This window comes from Kribbella catacumbae DSM 19601 (assembly GCF_000372465.1).
GTDB classification, from domain to species: domain Bacteria; phylum Actinomycetota; class Actinomycetes; order Propionibacteriales; family Kribbellaceae; genus Kribbella; species Kribbella catacumbae.
The window spans coordinates 191,150-211,120 of record NZ_AQUZ01000001.1 but is presented as its reverse complement, the minus strand read 5'-3'; the positions used below and the strand labels follow the sequence as shown (position 1 = coordinate 211,120).

At 68.7% G+C, this 19,971-nt stretch carries 15 protein-coding genes; 8 read left to right on the top strand and 7 right to left on the bottom strand.

Annotated elements, in window-relative coordinates; translation table 11 throughout:
* The first annotated feature begins 24 nt into the window (after positions 1-24).
* From glpK (A3ES_RS0100980) to A3ES_RS0100970, 3 genes are all read left to right on the top strand, one after another.
* Positions 25-1,542 (top strand): glycerol kinase GlpK, encoded by a 1,518-nt coding sequence (glpK, locus tag A3ES_RS0100980; protein ID WP_020384896.1) that lies wholly within the window; start codon positions 25-27, stop codon positions 1,540-1,542.
* Between the two features lie 54 nt (positions 1,543-1,596).
* A complete protein-coding gene (locus A3ES_RS0100975; protein ID WP_020384895.1) occupies positions 1,597-3,309 on the top strand; it encodes a glycerol-3-phosphate dehydrogenase/oxidase in 1,713 nt (570 codons plus the stop codon).
* Between the two features lie 335 nt (positions 3,310-3,644).
* Positions 3,645-4,466, top strand: a complete 822-nt coding sequence (locus tag A3ES_RS0100970) for a GNAT family N-acetyltransferase (protein WP_020384894.1) — start codon at positions 3,645-3,647, stop codon at positions 4,464-4,466.
* Between the two features lie 79 nt (positions 4,467-4,545).
* Here A3ES_RS0100970 and glpK (A3ES_RS0100965) read toward each other — a convergent pair whose 3' ends face one another.
* From glpK (A3ES_RS0100965) to A3ES_RS0100935, 7 genes are all read right to left on the bottom strand, one after another.
* Positions 4,546-6,051, bottom strand: a complete 1,506-nt coding sequence (glpK, locus tag A3ES_RS0100965; protein WP_020384893.1) for a glycerol kinase GlpK — start codon at positions 6,049-6,051, stop codon at positions 4,546-4,548.
* Between the two features lie 18 nt (positions 6,052-6,069).
* Positions 6,070-6,828: an IclR family transcriptional regulator gene (locus A3ES_RS0100960; RefSeq protein WP_020384892.1), complete on the bottom strand. Its 759-nt coding sequence runs from the start codon at positions 6,826-6,828 to the stop codon at positions 6,070-6,072.
* 55 nt (positions 6,829-6,883) lie between these two features.
* Complete coding sequence (locus tag A3ES_RS0100955; RefSeq protein ID WP_020384891.1) at positions 6,884-9,409, bottom strand: ABC transporter permease; 2,526 nt, start codon at positions 9,407-9,409, stop codon at positions 6,884-6,886.
* Positions 9,409-10,170: an ABC transporter ATP-binding protein gene (locus A3ES_RS0100950; RefSeq protein ID WP_020384890.1), complete on the bottom strand. Its 762-nt coding sequence runs from the start codon at positions 10,168-10,170 to the stop codon at positions 9,409-9,411. Before A3ES_RS0100950 ends, A3ES_RS0100955 begins: the two co-directional genes overlap by 1 nt.
* Before the next feature lie 79 nt (positions 10,171-10,249).
* Positions 10,250-11,935, bottom strand: coding sequence for a ribonuclease J (locus tag A3ES_RS0100945; protein WP_020384889.1), 1,686 nt, complete (start codon positions 11,933-11,935; stop codon positions 10,250-10,252).
* Positions 11,936-12,041: 106 nt separating this feature from the next.
* On the bottom strand, positions 12,042-12,929 hold the full coding sequence (locus A3ES_RS0100940; RefSeq protein WP_026162451.1) for a RecB family exonuclease: 888 nt from the start codon (positions 12,927-12,929) through the stop codon (positions 12,042-12,044).
* A gap of 37 nt (positions 12,930-12,966) precedes the next feature.
* Positions 12,967-13,413 carry a hypothetical protein gene (locus A3ES_RS0100935; RefSeq protein WP_020384887.1) on the bottom strand — a complete coding sequence of 149 codons (447 nt, stop codon included), beginning with the start codon at positions 13,411-13,413 and terminating at the stop codon, positions 12,967-12,969.
* Positions 13,414-13,543: 130 nt separating this feature from the next.
* On the opposite strand from A3ES_RS0100935, the gene A3ES_RS0100930 reads away from it, so the two are divergent.
* The 5 genes from A3ES_RS0100930 (at position 13,544) to A3ES_RS0100910 (ending at position 19,913) form a co-directional block, all read left to right on the top strand.
* On the top strand, positions 13,544-15,895 hold the full coding sequence (locus tag A3ES_RS0100930) for a WD40/YVTN/BNR-like repeat-containing protein (protein WP_063745908.1): 2,352 nt from the start codon (positions 13,544-13,546) through the stop codon (positions 15,893-15,895).
* 88 nt (positions 15,896-15,983) lie between these two features.
* On the top strand, positions 15,984-16,745 hold the full coding sequence (locus A3ES_RS0100925) for a carbohydrate ABC transporter permease (RefSeq protein ID WP_020384885.1): 762 nt from the start codon (positions 15,984-15,986) through the stop codon (positions 16,743-16,745).
* Positions 16,742-18,001: an ABC transporter substrate-binding protein gene (locus A3ES_RS0100920; protein ID WP_020384884.1), complete on the top strand. Its 1,260-nt coding sequence runs from the start codon at positions 16,742-16,744 to the stop codon at positions 17,999-18,001. Before A3ES_RS0100925 ends, A3ES_RS0100920 begins: the two co-directional genes overlap by 4 nt.
* Positions 17,998-19,032, top strand: coding sequence for an ABC transporter ATP-binding protein (locus tag A3ES_RS0100915; protein WP_020384883.1), 1,035 nt, complete (start codon positions 17,998-18,000; stop codon positions 19,030-19,032). The genes A3ES_RS0100920 and A3ES_RS0100915 overlap by 4 nt, the downstream gene beginning before the upstream one ends.
* Positions 19,029-19,913, top strand: coding sequence for a carbohydrate ABC transporter permease (locus A3ES_RS0100910; RefSeq protein ID WP_020384882.1), 885 nt, complete (start codon positions 19,029-19,031; stop codon positions 19,911-19,913). Before A3ES_RS0100915 ends, A3ES_RS0100910 begins: the two co-directional genes overlap by 4 nt.
* Positions 19,914-19,971: the final 58 nt, after the last annotated feature.

Here is a 19,971-nt window from a genome sequence, read left to right as displayed (position 1 = left end):
GCGAGCGTGAGGAGAGGACAATCCATGGCTGACTTCGTAGGTGCCGTCGACCAGGGCACCACGAGCACCCGCTTCATGATCTTCGACCACTCCGGCAACGAGGTGGCCATTCACCAGCTGGAGCACGAGCAGATCCTGCCGCAGGCCGGCTGGGTCGAGCACAACCCGGTGGAGATCTGGGAGCGCACCAGCTCGGTGATCAGGACCGCGCTGAACGCGCAAGGGCTGCATGCGAGCGACCTGGCGGCGCTCGGCATCACCAACCAGCGCGAGACGGCCGTGGTCTGGAACCGCAAGACCGGACGCCCGTACTACAACGCGATCGTGTGGCAGGACACCCGCACCGACCGGATCGCGTCGGCGCTGGAGCGCGAAGGCAAGGGTGACGTGATCCGGCAGAAGGCCGGCCTGCCGCCGGCGACGTACTTCTCGGCCGGCAAGGTGCAGTGGATCCTGGAGAACGTCGACGGTGTGCGCGAGGCGGCCGAGGCCGGTGAGGCCGTCTTCGGCAACACCGACACCTGGCTGCTGTGGAACCTCACCGGCGGCACCGAGGGTGGCGTGCACATCACCGACGTGACGAACGCCAGCCGCACGATGCTGATGAACTTGGAGACGCTCGACTGGGACGACGAGTTGATCTCGTTCTTCAACATCCCCCGGCAGATGCTGCCGGAGATCCGCCCGTCGTCCGACCCGAACAAGTACGGCGAGACGCTCGCCAACGGGCCGCTCGGCGGCGTGGTACCGCTGACGGGTGACCTCGGTGACCAGCAGGCCGCCACGGTGGGGCAGGTCTGCTTCAACCCGGGCGAGGCCAAGAACACCTACGGCACCGGCAACTTCATGCTGCTGAACACCGGCACCGAGCTGGTCCGCTCGAAGGCAGGCCTGCTCAGCACGATGTGCTACCAGTTCGGCGACGACGCGCCGGTCTACGCGCTGGAGGGATCGATCGCCGTCACCGGGTCGGCCGTCCAGTGGCTGCGGGACCAGCTCGGCATCATCTCCGGCGCGAGCGAGACCGAGACGCTGGCCCGGCAGGTCGCGGACAACGGCGGCGTGTACTTCGTCCCGGCGTTCTCCGGCCTGTTCGCACCGTACTGGCGGTCGGACGCCCGCGGAGCGATCGTCGGGCTGTCGCGGTTCAACACGAACGCTCACCTGGCCCGCGCAACACTGGAAGCGATCTGCTACCAGAGCAAGGACGTGGCCGACGCGATGGAGAAGGACTCCGGCGTGAAGCTGGAAGTCCTGAAGGTCGACGGTGGCGTGACCGCGAACGAGCTCTGCATGCAGATGCAGGCCGACATCCTCGGCGTCCCGGTGAGCAAGCCGGTCGTCGCGGAGACCACCGCCCTCGGAGCGGCGTACGCGGCCGGTCTGGCGGTGGGGTTCTGGAACAACACCGACGAGCTGGTGCAGAACTGGAACGAGGACAAGCGCTGGAGTCCCGAGTGGAACGACGAGCAGCGTGCCGCCGGGTACAAGGGTTGGGAGAAGGCCGTCCAGCGCACGCTCGACTGGGTCGACGTCGACTAGCCGGCCCCAGCGACAACACGTAGTACAAGGCAACACGACGGAAGGAACAGCACAGTGGGCGCAGTGGCTCTGTCACCGCAGGCAAGGACCGACGCCATCGACGCGATGTCGGACGGCCCGGAACTCGACGTCCTGGTGATCGGTGGCGGGGTGGTCGGCACCGGCTCGGCTCTCGACGCCGCGACCCGGGGCCTGACCACCGGACTGCTGGAGGCGCGCGACTTCGCGAGCGGTACGTCCAGCAGGTCAAGCAAGTTGGTTCACGGTGGCCTGCGCTACCTGGAGATGCTCGACTTCCGTCTGGTGCACGAGGCGTTGCAGGAGCGTGGGCTGCTCCTGCAACGCCTGGCACCGCACCTGGTGAAGCCGGTGCCGTTCCTCTACCCCCTGCAGCACAGGTGGTGGGAGCGGATCTACGCCGGCTCCGGTGTCGCGCTGTACGACGCCATGGCGCTCAGCTCGGGTCTCGGCGCCGGCCTGCCGATCCACAAGCACCTGACCCGGCGTGGGGCCATGCGACTGGTCCCCAGCCTCAAGAAGTCGGCACTGATCGGCGCACTCCAGTACTACGACGCGCAGGTCGACGATGCCCGCCACACGATGGAACTGGCGCGTACTGCGGCGTCGTACGGGGCGCATGTCGCCAACCGGGTCAAGGTGACCGGGTTCCTCCGGCAGGGCGAGCGGGTGACCGGGGTCCAGGCGAAGGACCTGGAGAGCGGACGCGAGTTCGAAGTACGGGCCAAGCAGGTCGTCAACGCGACCGGCGTCTGGACCGACGACACCCAGGCGATGGTCGGTGAGCGCGGGCAGTACCACGTCCGCGCGTCGAAGGGGATCCACCTGGTCGTACCGAAGGACCGGATCCAGTCCAGCACGGGGATGATCCTGCGGACCGAGAAGTCCGTGCTGTTCGTCATCCCGTGGGGCCGGCACTGGCTGATCGGCACCACCGACACCGACTGGAACCTGGACAAGGCCCACCCGGCCGCGACCAGCAAGGACATCGAGTACCTGCTCGACCACGTCAACGAAGTACTGGTGACACCGTTGACGCGGGAGGACGTGGAGGGCGTGTACGCCGGGCTCCGACCCCTTCTGGCGGGGGAGTCGGAGAGTACGTCGAAGCTCTCGCGCGAACACGTCGTCGCGCATGCCGCCCCCGGCCTGGTGGTTGTTGCCGGTGGCAAGTACACGACGTACCGGGTGATGGCCAAGGACGCGATCGACGCGGCCGCGAATGCCCTCGACGGCCGGGTGCCCAAGTCGGTCACCAAGAACACCCCACTCGTCGGCGCCGACGGCTACCACGCGATGTGGAACCAGCGTCATCTCATCGCGCAGCGCTCGGGGCTGCACGTGGCCCGGATCGAGCACCTGCTCAACCGGTACGGCGCTCTGGTCGACGAGGTGCTCGCACTGGTCGAGGAGGACCCGTCGCTGGGTGAGCAGCTGCCCGGCACGCAGGACTACCTCAAGGCTGAGATCGTCTACGGCGCCAAGAGCGAAGGCGCCCGCCACCTCGACGACATCCTGGCCCGGCGTACCCGGATCTCCATCGAGGCCTGGGACCGCGGCGTCGAAGCCGCCGACGCGGCCGCCCGGCTGGTGGCACCGATCCTCGGCTGGGACGAGCAGACGATCGAGCGAGAGGTCAGCTTCTACAAGCGGCGCGTCCAGTCCGAACGCGACTCCCAGGACCAGCCCGACGACGAGTCAGCAGACAAGGTCCGCCTGGAGGCCCCAGACATCGTCTCCCCAGCCTGACCTCAAACCGCCGCAGCTGGCCGAGCCCACCACTGGTGGGCTCGGACCCCTAACGGCGACCTTGAACAAGGTGTGCCCTGTTCGAGGTCACCAGAAGGTGTTCAAGCCCACCACTGGTGGGCTCGCTCGCCTTGCTTGCTTTGGGGTTGTGCTCTGGAGCCCCTGCACCGCGTGAAGGATTGTTGCCACGGAGCGGCTAAAACCCTTCACGCGGTGCGGGAGCGCGTCCCCTCAAATCTCGGGTTGAGTTGCTGCTCGAAAGGCTGGTCGTTTGCCCGAACGGCCTACGCTCATTGGAGAATCTCTCTCACTTGTTCTCCACCGGAGGAAGCTTGATGGCGCTGGACCGGATCGCCGCACTGCTGGAACTGTCCGAGGCCGAGGCCCTTTGGGGTTATCAGACCAACGCCCCGGCCGACGTCGCGGAAAGACTCGGGCTGGCGTCGCTGCGGATCGGCGGCGGAGTCGTGCTGTCGGTGCGCGACGATGCGACGGACTACTGGAGCAAAGCCCTCGGGTTCGGCTTCAGTGAACCGGTCACCACAGCGATGGTTGCCTCGATCACCGACTTCTATCGCGAGCACGGTTGCAAGCAGGCCACGCTGCAGTTCGCGCCGGCGGTGCTGCCGGCGGGCTGGGACGAGATCTGCGCGAAGGAAGGCCTGACCGAGGGCACCACGTGGCTGAAGCTCGCCCGGCTGGCCGGTCTGGTGGAGTCGCCAGAGACCGAGCTGCGGGTGGCCAAAGTCGAAGCGGCTGACGCCGACGAGTGGGCGACCGTGATGACGCGTGGCTTCGGGATGCCCGAGCACCAGGTGGTGCCGATGATGAGAGGCGTCGTCGACATGCCCGGCTGGACGGCGTACGGGGCCTGGGAAGGGGGTCAGCTGGTGGCCGCGGCGGCGCTGCTGATCACTGGAGAGGTCGCGGAGTTCCCGGGCGCTGCGACGCTGCCAGAGCATCGCGGGAAGGGCGCACAGTCGGCGCTGCTGGCGGCACGGGCCCGGCAGGCCGCCGCGGAGGGCGTGAAGTGGCTGAGCGCGGAGACCGGCAAACCCGCGGAAGGCCAGCAGAATTCCTCGCTGAACAACATGATCCGCACCGGTTTCGAGATCCGCTACGAGCGGAAGAACTGGACCTGGCGACAAACCACGTGATCATTCGCCCCCTTTTAACCCTCGCCGCTGCCCTGCAACTCCGGGCTTTATCCACAGAGGGTGAAAAGGGGGCGAATGATCAGGTGGTTTGGATCCAGCCGAAGGTGCGCTGGACTGCGGCCTGCCAGTTCGCGTACTCCGTGGCGCGCCGGCCGGGATCCATGTTCGGCAGCCACTGACCGGCCCGATGCCAGTTGCTGCGCAAGCCTTCCAGGTCGGGCCAGTAGCCGACCGCGAGCCCGGCGGCGTACGCGGCACCGAGGGACACCGTCTCGGTGACCATCGGCCGGACCACCGGGACGTCGAGCAGATCGGCCAGGAACTGCATCAGCAGGTTGTTCGCCGTCATCCCGCCGTCGACCTTGAGCGCCTTCAGGGCGATGCCGGAGTCGGCGTTCATCGCGTCGACCACCTCGAGCGTCTGGAACCCGGTCGCCTCGAGCACCGCCCGGGCCAGATGACCTTTGGTGATGTACGACGTGAGGCCCGCGATCACCCCGCGCGCCTCGCTGCGCCAATGCGGCGCGAACAGCCCGGAGAACGCGGGCACGATGTAGGCGCCACCGTTGTCCTCGACGGTCCGCGCGAGCGTCTCGATCTCGGCGGCGGTGTGGATCAGCCCGAGCCCGTCGCGGAACCACTGCACGAGTGAGCCGGTGACCGCCATCGACCCTTCCAGCGCGTACGCCGCCGGCTCCGACCCGATCTGGTACGCCACGGTGGTGAGCATGCCGTGCGTCGACCGGACGATCTCCTTACCCGTGTGCAGCAACAGGAACGAGCCGGTGCCATAGGTGCACTTGGCCTCACCCGGGCTGAAACACGTCTGCCCGAACAGCGCGGCCTGCTGGTCACCGAGCGCCGCCCCGATCCGTACGCCGGGCAGCACCGTGGTCGCCGTCGCGAAGACCCCCGAGGACGGCCGGATCTCCGGCAGCACGGTCGCCGGTACGTCGAACGCGGCCAGCAACTGGTCGTCCCACTGGAGCGTCTCGATGTTCATCAGCATCGTCCGGCTCGCATTCGTCACGTCGGTGACGTGCAGACCGCCGTCCGGGCCGCCGGTGAAGTTCCAGATCAGCCAGGTCTCCATCGTGCCGAACAGCACCTCGCCGCGTTCGGCGCGAGCGCGCAGACCCGGGGTATGGTCGAGCATCCAGCGAAGACGCGGTGCGGAGAAGTACGTCGTCAGCGGCAGCCCGCACAAGTCGGCGAACCGGTCCACCCCAACGTCCCCGGCCAGCTCGGTGATGAGGCGATCCGTCCGAGTGTCCTGCCAGACCACGGCATGGCCGATCGGCTGACCGGTCCGGCGATCCCACAGCAGGCTGGTCTCCCGCTGGTTGGTGATGCCGATGGCAACGATCTGGGACGGCTCGGCGCCGATCTGGCGAATCGCGGACGGCACCACCCGGGTCACGTTGCGCCAGATCTCCGCGGCGTCGTGCTCGACCCAGCCCGGCCGGGGGAAATACTGCTTGTGCTCCCGCTGGGCGACGGACACGAGCCGCCCGCGCCGGTCGAACAGGATGCAACGGGTCGAGTTCGTGCCCTGGTCGACGGCAGCGACGTACTGCTCAGCCATCGATACCTCCCGGGGCCGTCATCGGTCCTCGCGGAGGTCTCGGCCGATCGCTTCGGCGGTGGCGCGGACCATCGTGACGAGGTTCGCGCGATGGCGAAGACGGCTGTCGCAGATCCGTTCGATCCGGCCTGTCAGACCGACTGCACCGACGACGAGACCGCCGAGACCACGGATCGGCGCGGCGATCCCGGCCAGCTCGACGGTGTGCTCCTCGAACTCTGCGGCCCAGCCCTTCGCCCGTACTGCGGTCAGCTCCTCCGCAAGACGGGCGGGCTCGACGATCGTCCTGGTCGTGTAGGCGTCCAGCTTGCCGGGCCGGGTCGCTCCGCTGGCGTCGAAGGCGAGCACCGCCTTGCCGAGAGCGCACGCGTGCGGCGGCAACGTAGTACCGACGTCCAGGTCCTGGTCGCTGTCGTCGGGGCGGAAGACGTGGTGCACGACGACGACCTTGCCTTCGACCAGGCGTCCGACGCGGACGACCTCGCCGCTGCGGGATGCCAGTGAGTCGGCCCAGTTGATCGCCCGGCTGCGCAGCTCGTTGGGATCGAGGTAGGTGTCGCCGAGCCGGCCGAACGCGTCGCTGAGCCGGTAATGCGCCCCGCTGTGGTCCTGCTCAACGAATCCGACCTGGTGCAACGTCTTGAGAATCCCGTGCACGGTCGTCTTGGCCAGTCCGAGCGCGTTGCCGAGATCGGCTACCCCCAAACCGTTCGGCGCCGCCGCAAGTAGCCGCAGCACAGCCGCGGCCCGCTCGATCGACTGCACGCTGCCCGGCACACCGGCAGGCTACCCGCGTTTGCGTGCCGTGGCTGCGGCTCGGCCCTAGAGCACGTCACTCGGTGGCGATTGCCCGCAGTACGTCGAGCTTCGCTGCACGGCGTGACGGCCAAACTGCAGCCAGTACTCCGACCGCGGCGGAGACCACGACCGCGATCGCCAGTTGGAGCACGGGGATGTCGAGGACGCTCAACCCGTCCTCCTTCATCACGTTCTGGATGGCCATCCCGAACAGAACCCCGATCAGCAGGCCCAGCAGCGAGCCGAGCAAGGCGATCGCGATCGCCTCGACCTGGAGCATCCGGCGCAGTTGCGGGCCGTCCATCCCGATCGCCCGGAGCAGGCCGATCTCCCGGGTCCGCTCGATCACGCCGAGCGCGAGCGTGTTCACGATGCCGAGGATGGCGATCAGGATCGCGAGGGTGAGCAGCATGGCGATCGCGGCGAGCACGAGGTTGATCGGCTGCCGCTGGCTCTGCGCGTAGGCCTGCTGGTCGCGGACCTCGACGGTGGGGTAGTCGGTCAGCTGGCTGGCGACGGTCTGCCGCACCGTGGCGAAATCGGTGCCATCGGCAACTTCGACGTACAAGGTGGTGTCGGTGGTCCCGCCGCCGACCTGACTGAAGGTCGGCAGCGCCAGGATGACGGCGTTGAGCTGGCGGTTCGGCGCGATGATGCCGGCCACGGTCAGTGTCTGTTTGCCGGTCGTCGTGGTCAGGACGAACTTCTCGCCGACCGTCAGCTTCAGTTGCCTGGCCAGATTGCGGGGGATCACGGCCTGACCGTCCTTCAGGCCGTTGGCCGAGCCGGACTCGAACCGGGTGCTGATCGGACCGTCGATCGTGCCGTCGTCGACGCCGGCCACGGTGATCCGGTTTCCGTCGAGGTCGCCCGGCATCTGCCGGACGCGGTGCACCGAAGCGACCCCGTTGACCTTGGCGACCTTGTCGCCGACCTGGCTGCTGAACGGCTCATCGGCGCTGACCAGGAGTTCGGCGGTGCCGATCGTGTCCTTGAGGTTCTGGTTGATCGACGCCTTCGCGGACGCGGCGATCACGACCAGGCCGCTGATCAGGGCGAGCGAGATCATCAGGGCGGACGCGGTCGCGGAGGTACGGCGGGGATTGCGCTCGGCGTTGCGGCGGCCGAGCGTCACCGGGGCCTTTCGGCCGAATGGCGACATCAGCCCGCGTACGGCGTACCGGCTGATCAGGGGGCTGGTCATGACCACACCGAGGAGGGCGAGCGCGGCGGCGAGGCCGAGCAGGATCGTCGCCGGCAGACCGCGCAGGGTGAACGCCGCCCCGCAGAGGATGGCGGTCATGAGCAGCAGGAAGCCGCCGATCAGGAGCCGGACAAGTAGTGAGCGTTCGGGCACGCTGGCGTCGTCGCGCATCGCGGCGACGGGCGAGAGCTTGCCGGCCCGGCGGGCCGCGGGATAGGCGGCGAGGAGGGTGACGCCGATGCCGACGGCGTAGCAGGCGATCACGGTCGTGACGCTGACCTGCAGGTTCGAGCCCGGGATCGCGAGGTCGAGGGACTTGTAGAAGGCCTGCAGCGCTGCCGCGACACCGGCGCCGAGCATCAGGCCGAGAGTCGAGCCGACGGCGCCGATCACCAGTGCCTCGGTGAGGACCGTGCGGGTGATCTGCCCTCGGGAGGCGCCGATCGCACGGAGCATGCCGAGCTCGCGGGAGCGCTGCGCGACGAGCATCGCGAACGTGTTGATGATCAGGAAGGTGCCGACGAAGAGCGCGATGCCGGCGAACAGCAGCAGGACGGCGCTGAAACCGCCGAAGCTGTCGTCGAGCGCGCTCTCGGCATCGGCCGAGACCTGCGCCGCGGTCCGGACGCTGACGTCCTTGCCGACGAGTTCGGTGATCGCCTTGCTGACGGTAGCGACGTCCTGGCCGGGGTGGACGGCGACGCTGATCGACGTCCAGCCGGGCCTGCCGAGGAGGAGTAGCTGGGCGGTGGCCGCGTCGAACGTGATCAGCGGGGCGCCGGCCGACGTACCGGAGAGGTTGGGGGAGGTGATCGCGGTCAGGGTCGCGGTGATGGCCTTGGCCGGCGTGATGACCTTGACCTGGTCGCCGATCTCATAGCCCTCGCGCTTCGCGGTCGGCTGGTCGATGCCGAGTTGCTGCTGACCCCACGGTGGCTTGCCGTCGAGCAGCCGGAAGGTTGCGGTGTGCCCGTCGTGCGGCCAGCCGGCGGCGTACGTCGGAAGGCCGAACGCGTCGGTCGGCTTACCGTCGGTGCCGAGGATCTGCCCGCCGGGGACGAGTAGTTGCGGGTCAGTCCCGGCGACGCCTGGGACGGCGGCGATCCGGCTCGCGAGGTCGGAGGAGAGGGTGGCTGCGCGGGCGTTCGACAGGCCGGGGTTGTTCTTGAGGGTGACGACCGGGCTGACCACGATGTCGGCGGGGTGGCCGGCGAAGTTCTTCTTCAGCGCGGCCGACAGCGTGTCGGTGAAGATCAGGGCTCCGCCCACGAACGCGACGCCGAGCAGGACGGCGATCGTGCACAGGACAAAGCGGAGCCGATGCGCGAGCACCGACCGGAGGCCGAGCTTGAGCATCAGCCGGCCTCTTGGGTGTCGAGCTTCTTCATCCGCTCGAGCACGGAGTCCGCGGTCGGGTCGAGCAGCTCGTCCTGCAGCCGTCCGTCGGCGAGGAAGACCACGCGATCGGCGTACGACGCCGCCGTCGGGTCGTGGGTCACCATTACGACGGTCTGGCCGAAGTCGCGGACCGAGCGATGCAGGAAGCCGAGGACGTCGGCCGATGAGCGGGAGTCGAGGTTGCCGGTCGGCTCGTCAGCGAACACCACCTCGGGGCGGGAGGCGAGCGCGCGGGCACAGGCGACGCGTTGCTGCTGACCGCCGGACAGTTCGGACGGCTTGTGCTTGAGGCGATCCTGCAGGCCGATCGTGGTGATCACCTTGTCGAGCCATTCCGCGTCCGCCTTGCGGTTGGCGAGGTCCAGCGGGAGCGTGATGTTCTCCAGCGCGGTCAGTGTCGGAACCAGGTTGAACGCCTGGAAGACGAACCCGATCCGGTCCCGGCGCAGGTGCGTGAGCCGCTTCTCGTCGAGCCGGGTGAGCTCGACGTCGCCGAGCATGACCTGGCCGGCCGTGGGGCGGTCGAGGCCGGCCAGACAGTGCAGCAGAGTCGACTTGCCGGACCCCGACGGGCCCATGATCGCGGTGAACCGCCCTTTACCGAACTCCAGGCTGACGTCGGCCAGCGCCTCGACCCGGGTATCCCCGGTCGTCCCGTAGCTCTTCCCCAACCCACTGGTCCGGATAGCCACACCCTGCTCGACAACTCTCACGGTCACACCCAGAACGCTATCCGCCCACAGGTCCGCCCCACCCAACCCACCCCGGTACGGCGAGGGGTGGGGTCAGGGGTTGAGGTCAGGCGTCGATGACGATGGGGATGACGACCGGGCGGCGGCGCCAGTGGCGCCAGGTCCAGTTGCCTACTGCGCGGCCGACGAGTTCTTCCAGAGCGTTGGCGTCGCCGATGCTCTCGGAGGCGGCCTTGGCCAAGGTGTCTTCGATGACCGGGATGACGTCCTTGAACGTGGTGTCGTCGTGGACGAAACCACGGGCCAGGAAGTCCGGCGGCTCGGCCAGGCGGCCGGTGTTCGCATCGACGAGCAGGACGACGGTGACCACGCCTTCTTCGGCCAGTGCCCGGCGGTCCTTCAGCGACGCCTCGGTCACCCCACCGACGGTCATCGCGTCGACGTACACGTACCCCGCCTCGACCTTGCCGGTGATCCTCGCGCGGCCCTTGTCCAGGTCGACCACCACGCCGTCCTCGGCGATGATCACCCGATCCGCCGGTACGCCGGTGCTGACCGCGAGCTGGGCGTTCGCCTTCAGGTGCCGGAACTCACCGTGCACGGGCATCACGTTGCGCGGCTTGACCAGGTTGTAGCAGTAGACCAGCTCGCCCGCGCTCGCGTGCCCGGAGACGTGCACCTTGGCGTTGCCCTTGTGCACGACGTTCGCGCCCCAGCGGGTCAGCCCGTTGATCAGGCCGTAGATCGCGTTCTCGTTGCCCGGGATCAGCGAGCTGGCCATCAGCACCGTGTCGCCCTCGCCGATCCGGATCATGTGGTCGCGGTTGGCCATCCGGGCCAGCGCGGCCATCGGCTCACCCTGCGAGCCGGTGCAGACCAGGGTGACCTTGCGGTCGGGGAGCTTCTCCAGCTCCTTCAGGTCGACGATCAGGCCCTTCGGGATCTTCAGGTAGCCCAGGTCGCCGGCGATGCCCATGTTGCGCACCATCGAGCGGCCGACGAAGGCGACCTTGCGCCCGCCGGCCTTCGCCGCGTCGAGCACCTGCTGGATCCGGTGCACGTGGCTGGCGAAGCTGGACACGATGATCCGGCCGGGAGCGGTCCGGAAGACGGTGTCGATCGCCGGGCCGAGGTCCTTCTCGGCCACGGTGAAGCCGGGCACGTCGGCGTTCGTGGAGTCGGTCAGGAACAGGTCCACGCCCTCCTCGCCGAGCTTGGCGAAACCGCGCAGGTCGGTCAGCCGGCGGTCCAGCGGGAACTGGTCCATCTTGAAGTCACCGGTGTGCAGGACGACTCCGGCCTTGGTCCGGATCGCCACCGCCAGGCCGTCCGGGATCGAGTGGTTCACGGCGAAGAACTCGGTCTCGAACGGGCCGAGCTTGCGCCGCTCACCCTCCTTGACCTCGATCGTCTTCGGCGTGATCCGGTGTTCCTTGAGCTTGGACGTGATGAACGCCAGGGTCAGCTTCGAGCCGACCAGCGGAATGTCGCCGCGCTCCTTCAGCAGGTACGGGACGCCGCCGATGTGATCCTCGTGGCCGTGGGTGAGGACGATCGCCTCGATCTTGTCCAGCCGGTCCCGGATCCAGCCGAAGTCGGGCAGGATCACGTCGACGCCGGGCTGGTGCTCCTCGGGGAACAGCACGCCGCAGTCCACGATCAGCAACCGGCCGCGATGCTCGAACACGGTCATGTTGCGGCCGATCTCGCCGAGACCGCCGAGCGCCACCACGCGGAGGGCGGTGTCGGGCAGGCGGGGCGGGTGGCCGAGGTCGGGATGCGGATGACTCATAGTGCGGACCGTATCCGAGTCGGGTGGTTGTCCCGGGCATCGACCGGGTGTGAGCAGAAACTCAGGCGGGTGATAGCGGGTTCCCGCCACTGCTTGCCGAGGCTTCTCATCCGTCCACTCCTACCAGATCCACCCCGGCCGATTCCAGGGCTACCTCTTCCACCGATCGGGTCGGCAGCGGCGGCGGCGTACCGCCCCAGGCGGGGCAGAGGGGCTTGTAGTCGCACCACTCGCAGAGCGCGCCTTTGCTCGGTCGCCAGTCGCCGGAATCCAGTGCGCGGGTGATCGCGGTCCAGAGCGCGCCCACCTTGCGCTCGCAGGCGCGCAGATCGGCCTCGTCGGGGACGTAGCGCACGATCTCGCCGTTGCCGAGGTAGACGAGCTGCAGCATCGCCGGTACGACGCCGCGCACCCGCCACAGCACTAGTGCGTAGAACTTCATCTGGAAGAGCGCCTTCGCCTCGAAGAACTCCGACGGCGACCGGCCGGTCTTGTAGTCGACCACGCGGATCTCGCCGGTCGGCGCGACGTCGAGGCGGTCGACATACCCGCGCAAAGTCAGGCCTGACTCGAGCTCGGTCTCGATATACAGCTCACGCTCGGCCGGCTCCAGCAGGTTCGGATCCTCGAGGGTGAAGTACTTGCCGAGTAGTTGGTGCGCCTCGGCGAGCCATTTGGCCAGCTCCTCGCCGTCGGCGTCCTCGGCGAACAACTCGGCCACCTCAGGCTCGGCCTCGAGCAGCCGCTGCCACTGGGGCTCCAGCATCTCAGCCGCGTGCTCGAGCGTGCGCTCACCGCGAGGCAGATCGAAAAGCCGCTCCAGTACTGCGTGCACCACCGTGCCGCGGACCGCCGCGGACGAAGGCTTCTCCGGCAGGCGGTCGATGACGCGGAAGCGGTACTTGAGCGGGCAGCTCATGAAATCCGCCGCCCGGGACGGAGACAGGGCTCCACTCGGGTGGCCGTGCAGGTCGGCTGCTGCTGCAACGCTCATGTCTCCAAGGCTAGGCCAGACCGCCGACAGTTCCTGCTCACCGCGCTTGGGTCGGCGAAGGAACGGCACCGGGGTCGATGAGGACGAGGTCGATGTCCCATTGCCCCTCGCAGGCGGCCCGCCGGACGAGAGCCTGGCCCGCGGCATACGACCCGGCGGTGAAGAACACCTCCGCCTCGAAGCCCTCGTTGTCCATCCCGGCCGGACGGTAGTCCGCGGCGGTCACCGCGTCCTGGATCAGCACGGTCACCTCGTCGATGGGCTTGCCCGTGACCGCCCGCACCGTGAGGTGGCCCTGTGTTTTCTGGACGTGCGTGACGGTCGCGAAGGCGCTGAAGGACAACTTGGCGGGCAGGAGTGCGGTTTCGGCCGGGGGAGCGGCCGTCGGAGTTGCGCACGCGCCCTCCGCGGCGCCGCTCGAACACCCGGCCAGCAGGACGGTCAACGCGGCCGCCGCCGTTCCGATCAACGCCCGTACGACCATGGCGCCAACTGTAGGGTGGGCGCCCGGATTGCAAGGGTCGCAAGCCGGTGAAATGTGGATTTCCCGGTGCTACGGTGACCCGGCATCGTGGCGCGTGGGGCGCCCAGTGATCCTGGAGGCACGCGTGGCCATGCGCAGGAAATCCGTCGTTCCTTTGATCGCCGCGGTGGCTGTCACCGCCTTGGTGGGTGGCGGCGCCGTCTCGGCCGCCGGGCCTGACAGCGGCCGTGTGACGCAGGCCGCCGAGTCGATCGCCACGGCTGATCCGGTGGGCGCCGAGGAGTGGATGTACCAACAGCGGGCCAACCCCGACGGCTCCATCCCGGACACCGCGGTCGATGCGGCGCTCATGCAGTCCAAGCAGATGAGTGATGTGGCGTTGAAGTCGCCGAGCACCGACCAGGTCTGGAAGGGTCTGGGCCCGAGCAACATCGGCGGCCGCATCCGAGATATCGCCGCCGACCCCACCACCAAGGACGTCGTCTACATCGCGACCGGTACCGGTGGCCTGTGGCGGTCCAACAACGGTGGCGCAACCTTCGCCACCGCATGGGATGACCAGTTGCCCCAATCGATGGGCGCCGTCGCGGTCGACTCACGCGGCACAGTGTGGGCCGGTACGGGCGAGCCGGACCACGGCGGCGGTTCGTCGTACTACGGCAAGGGCATCTACAAGTCGCGCGACGGCGGCGCCAACTGGACCAACCTGGGTTTGAAGGCCGGCGACACGATCGGCCAGATCGTCATCGACCCGCGGAACGACAACCGGGTCTTCGTCGCGGTGATGGGTGCCCTGCACGACACCGAGCCGACCCGCGGCCTGTTCATGACCGAGAACGGCGGCCTCACCTGGACCCGCGTCATCGTCCCGGACAGCGCCAGCACCGGCGCGATCGATGTCAGCATCAACAAGGCCAATCCCGACATCATGCTCGCCACCACCTGGGACAAGATCCGGGACCAGAAGTCGCGCATCTACGGCAAGAACTCGTTCCTCTACCGCTCGACCGACGCCGGCAAGACCTGGACGAACATCCACCAGGCGCCGTTGCCGCAGAGCACCGACGTGGTGGGTCAGCCGGTCACCGCGACGTACGTCGGCCGGATGGGTGTCGACTTCAGCGACAGTGACCCCAACCGCGCCTACCTGATCTCCAGCACGGCCGGTGGCAACTTCAACGGCTTCTTCACCAGCACGGACGCAGGCGCGACCTGGACCCCGGTCGGGGCCACTACTGGCGGGCCCCTGCAGTCCATCAGCGGCGGGTTCGCCTGGTGGTTCGGCCGCGTGTACGTCGACCCGGTCGATCCGCAGCACGTCTTCGTGGCCGGCATCAGCCTCGCCGAGAGCCGCGACGGTGGCCTCACCTGGACGACCTCGCAGACCCCGCATGCCGACCAGCACGGTCTCGAGTGGGATCCCTTCACCCCGGGCAAGGTGATGCTCGGTAACGACGGCGGCTTCTACTGGTCGACCGAGAACGGCGCCGCCCGGGGCCTGTGGGCCAAGACCCCGCGCCTGCCGGTGACGCAGTTCTACGCGATGGACGTCTCGCACCAGGACGGTTCGCGGCTCAACGCGGGTTCGCAGGACAACGGCTCGCTGAAGTCGTGGGCGGCCGACAACACCGTCAACGGCGACTGGTTCGGCTTCGTCGGCGGCGACGGGATGATGAACCGGATCGACCCGACGAACGACCGCAAGTACTACGGCTGCTCGCAGAACGGCGGCTGCCGCGGCTTCGTCGACGGCGTGGGCTTCACGATGACGATTCCCGGCGCCCGCAAGAACTGGGTCGCCCCGCTGGAGTTCGCCGCCGACCCGCGGCACTTGTTCGGCGGCAGCGAGTACGTCAGCCGGATCAACACCGACGCCGGTCAGCGGGTGTGGCAGCGGATCAGTCCTGACCTCACCGAGGGCACCGAGCCCCGTGCTCCCGGCTTCGGTACCGTCACCGCCCTCGGTACCACGAAGGCCGATCCCAACCTGGTCTACGCCGGCACCGACAGCGGTCTGGTCTGGGTCAGCCGCAACGCGATGGCCGCGCCCGACCAGGTGACCTGGGAGAAGCTGCAGAGCCCGGCCTTCCCCGGTCGCTGGGTCACCCGCATCACCGTCGACCCGCAGAACCCGGCCATCGCCTGGGCCAGCTTCTCGGGCTGGCGCTCCGGCGAGTCCTACCCGCACCTGGTGATGACCCGCAACGGCGGCAAGAGCTGGTCCGACATCACCGGCTTCCGCATCCCGCAGGCGCCGATCAACGACGTCATCCGGCATCCGTCGAAGAAGTCCTGGCTGTTCATCGCCACCGACGTCGGCGTCTTCCGGACGACCAACCTGGGCCTGACCTGGGTCAAGGTCGGAGCGAACCTTCCGCTCGTACCGATCAACGACATCGACCTGCCCGAGGGCAGCCAGACGCTCTACGCCGCGACGTACGGCCGGAGCATCTGGACCACCTCGCTCGCCGACGCGTCCTGAAACCCGCGAAGGCCTGACCCTGCGACGCATCAGCCGGCCATCCCGACGGCCCGCCTCCTGGCGGACCCTCGGGGCGGTCGGGCTGTCCGTGCTCTTCCTCGCGCCACTCGTCGTCATGCTGCTGGGCTCCCTCCAGCGCCCGCTTCAGCCACCTCCGGACGGGCTTGACCTCTGGCCCAACCCCGTCGAGTGGTCGAACTATTCGGCTGTACCGCGGTTCATGCCGCTGGCCCGCCTGCTGCTGAACTCGCTGCTGCTCGTCGTCGTCGCGGTCCCGGTCACGGTCGTCGTGACGTCCATGGCCGGCCTCGCGATCGTCACGGCTCGCGACCCGGTACGCCGCTGGCTCGTCGGCCTCTCGGTGCTCATGCTGTTGGTGCCCGCTGCGGCGTTGTGGGTGCCGCGAGTCGTTCTGCTGCGCGGCATCGGTCTCGCCGACACCCCACTCACCGTGGCTCTCCTTTCCCTTGCGGGCACGACGCCCTTCTATGTGCTGCTGTTCGCACTGGCCTACTCGCGAATCCCCGGATCGCTACTCGAAGCCGCCACGCTCGAAGGACTCAGCCCGTACGCCGTCTGGCGGCAGATCGCGATTCCGCTGGCGCGCCCGGCGGTGGTCGCGGTCGCGGCGCTGTCAGGCCTGTTCTACTGGTCCACGTTCATGGATCCGCTGACCCTCGTGTCGTCGCCCGCCAACTGGCCGGTGGCGCTGGGCCTGCGGAGCCTCAGCGAGATGGAGGCCGCCCTGTATCCGATCTACCTCGCCGCCGCGGTGATCGTGACCGCGCCCGCGCTGATCGCGTTCTGCATCGGCCAGCGATCGTTCTTCTCCACGGTGGAGCGGGCATGAGGGCCCGCGGGGCGCTTGCCGCGCTGACGGTTTCGGCGGTGCTCGCGGTGAGCGCCTGCGCCGGGGAACCCGATCCGGCCAGCGAGGCCACGCCGGCGAAGATCACGGTCCAGGTCCGGGCCGAGCCGGAGGAAGCGGCGGTCTACCGCAGCCTCGTTTCGGCGTACCAGAAGGAGAGTGGTGGTGAGGTCGAGCTCGTCGCGGTCGGCCGGGCGGACCACCTGACCCGGCTGTCCACCGCGTTCGCGTCGGGTGACGCCCCGGACGTCTTCCTGATCAACTACCGCGAGTACGCGCCGTTCGTACAACGCGGAGCGGTCGCGCCGGTAGGCCCGCTGATCGACAAGCAGGGACTCGACCGAGGTGGGTACTACGAGGAGCCGCTGAGCGCGTTCAGCTATCGCGGTGCTCTGCAGTGCATGCCGCAGAACATCTCCTCGCTCGTCGTGTACTGGAACCGCGCGTTGTTCCGGCAGGCAGGCGTCGCCCCTCCCAAGGCGGACTGGACCTGGGCCGAGTTCGTCGCGACCGCCCGGGCCCTGACCAGCGCCAAGACGAAGGGTGTCGGCATCGACCCGTCGATCACCCGGATGGCGCCGTTCATCTGGAGCAGCGGTGGCTCCATCGTCGACAACGACGAGAAGCCGACCCGTACGACGTTGCACGAGCCCGGCGCCCGCGCCGCGCTCCAGGCCGTCGTCGACCTGATCGGTACCGGAGCCACGCCGACAAAGGCCCAGCTCGCCGCGCAGGACCTGGACGAGCAGTTCATGACCGGCAAGGTGGCGATGTTCCTGAGCTCGCGCGTCGAGGTCCCGGCGCTGCGGGAGCAACGCGGGCTCGACTTCGACGTCGCGAGCCTGCCCGTCCTGGGCAAGCCCGCGTCGGTGCTGCACTCCGATGCGTACTGCGTCGCGAACAGCTCGGAGCACAAGGACGCCGCGGCCAAGTTCATCGCCTACGCCGTTGGTCACCAGGGCCAGACCATCACAGCCCTCGGCGGGCGGACCGTGCCGTCGCTGCGGGCGGTCGCGACCTCGCCGGCGTTCCTCAGCCCGACCCGCGCGCCCGCGTCGTCCCAGGTGTTCCTCGACGCCATCCCGCATCTGCGGCACACACCAGTGACGCCGTCGTGGCCGGAGGTCGAGGACGTGATCGGCAATCAACTCCAGCGCGCGTTCGAAGACCGTGTTCCGCTCGACCAGGTGCTTGCCGAGATCCGGAAGCAGGCCGACCCGCTGCTCCGGGGCCGATGAGCCTGCGGGTCGAAGCCGCGCGCAAGGTTTTCCGGGCTCACGGCGGGGCGCGGGTGGTGGCCCTCGACGGGGTCGACCTCGAGGCGGCCGATGGTGAGTTGCTCGTCATCGTCGGGCCCTCGGGGTCCGGCAAGTCGACGCTGCTGCGAGCGATCAGCGGGCTGGAGCCGCTCGATTCGGGGCGCGTGGTCATCGGCGACCGGGACGTCACCGACGTACCGGCAGGTCGGCGGGACGTCGCGATGGTGTTCCAGGAGGCCGCGCTGTTCCCGCATCTCAGCGTCGCCGCGAACATCGGCATCGGCGAACGGGCCCGGGGAGCTCGGCGACGCGAGGTCGAGGTCCGCGTTGGCGAGGTGGCCCGCAGCCTCGACGTCGAGCACCTGCTGCGGCGGATGCCGGGCGAACTGAGTGGTGGCGAACGGCAGCGGGTGGCGCTGGCGCGAGTGATGATTCGCGTCCCCTCGGTCTGTCTGCTCGACGAGCCGCTCGCCTCGGTCGACGCCGAGCTACGACTGCGGATGCGAGGCGAGATCCGGGCGGTGCAGCGGTCGCTTGGGATCCCGATGGTGCATGTCACCCACGACCAGCTCGAGGCGATGGCGATGGGGGACCGGGTAGCGGTCATGGACGGTGGCCGCGTGCTCCAATGCGACACTCCGGCCGCCCTGTACGCGCGGCCTGCCACGACTGCGGTGGCACGCATCGTCGGCCCGCTGCCGATGAACCTCTTGCCTGCCACTGACGGGCTGGTGGTGGGAGTGCGACCCGAGCGAGTCCGGGTGTGCCGGGATGGTCAAGCACCTGCGGACCGTGCTGGACAGGGTCAGTCCGGCGAAGGTGAGTGGACAGGCACAGTGCTGGCGGTCGAGCCAGCCGGCGAGGAGTGTCTGGTTCGGATCCAGGCCGACAGCGAGTTGCTTGCTCGCCTGCCCTGGGGTGACGCCCCGAAGGTGGGGGAGCAGGTGTCTTTGGCTTGGCGTCGCGAGGACGAGCATCGCTTCGACGCCGTGACCGGCCAGCGCCGATGAAACCGACTGCGGCAGTGTGGCGGTGGCCGCTCGCCGTTCCGTACCTGTTGGGGTCGCTGCTACTCGTACTGGCCCCGCTCGCGCTGGCCGCCGTACTCGCGTTCACCGACTACTTCGGGTTCCGGGCGCCGGAGTTCACCGGTGTCGACAACCTCGTCCGCTTGGTGGGCGACGGGGCGTTCTGGGACGCCGTCGGTGTCAGTGCGCTCGTCGCCGCGGTCGTCGTACCGCTTCGGCTGCTCCTCGCGGTCGGGGCTGCCCTCCTGCTGGCCCGCGGCGGCGGAGCCACGACGACGGTTGGCCGCGCATCGGCGTACCTGCCGTCCGTCATCCCGGACGCGGCCTGGGCCCTGCTGTGGCTGTGGATCCTTAACCCGTTGTACGGGCCGTTGCCCGCCCTGCTCGGCGCCTTGGGCATCCCTGACCCCGGCTTCCTCACGACGCCGTGGGGAGCCAGGCTGGGATTGGTCCTGGTGATGGCCTTCCAGATCGGCGAGGCGTTCACCGTCGCGCTCGCCGCGCGGATCGCCATCCCCGCGCGGCTGCATGAGGCGATCGAGCTGGAAGGCGGGTCCGCCTGGTTCGCGATGACACGGGTGACGCTGCCGCTGATGGCGCCCATCGTGATCGTCCTGGCTGTGCGGGACGTGGTCGTCGTCGTACAGAACGCGTTCGTCCCGGCACTGCTCGTCACCGGCGGCGGTCCGGTGAACGCGACCCTGACCGCACCGCTGCTGATCTACCGCCGGGCCTTCGAGTACGGCGAACTCGGCTACGCGAGCACGCTGTCGGTGACTCTGTTGGTGCTCACCGGCGTCGCGGCTGCACTCCCGCTCTGGATGGCGGCTCGCCTGGCCGCCCGCCAGCGAACCCGGCAGTAGACCCGCTCACAGCGAACTCCCAGCAGACTTTCGGCAAACCATCGGTCTCGCTCGGCAC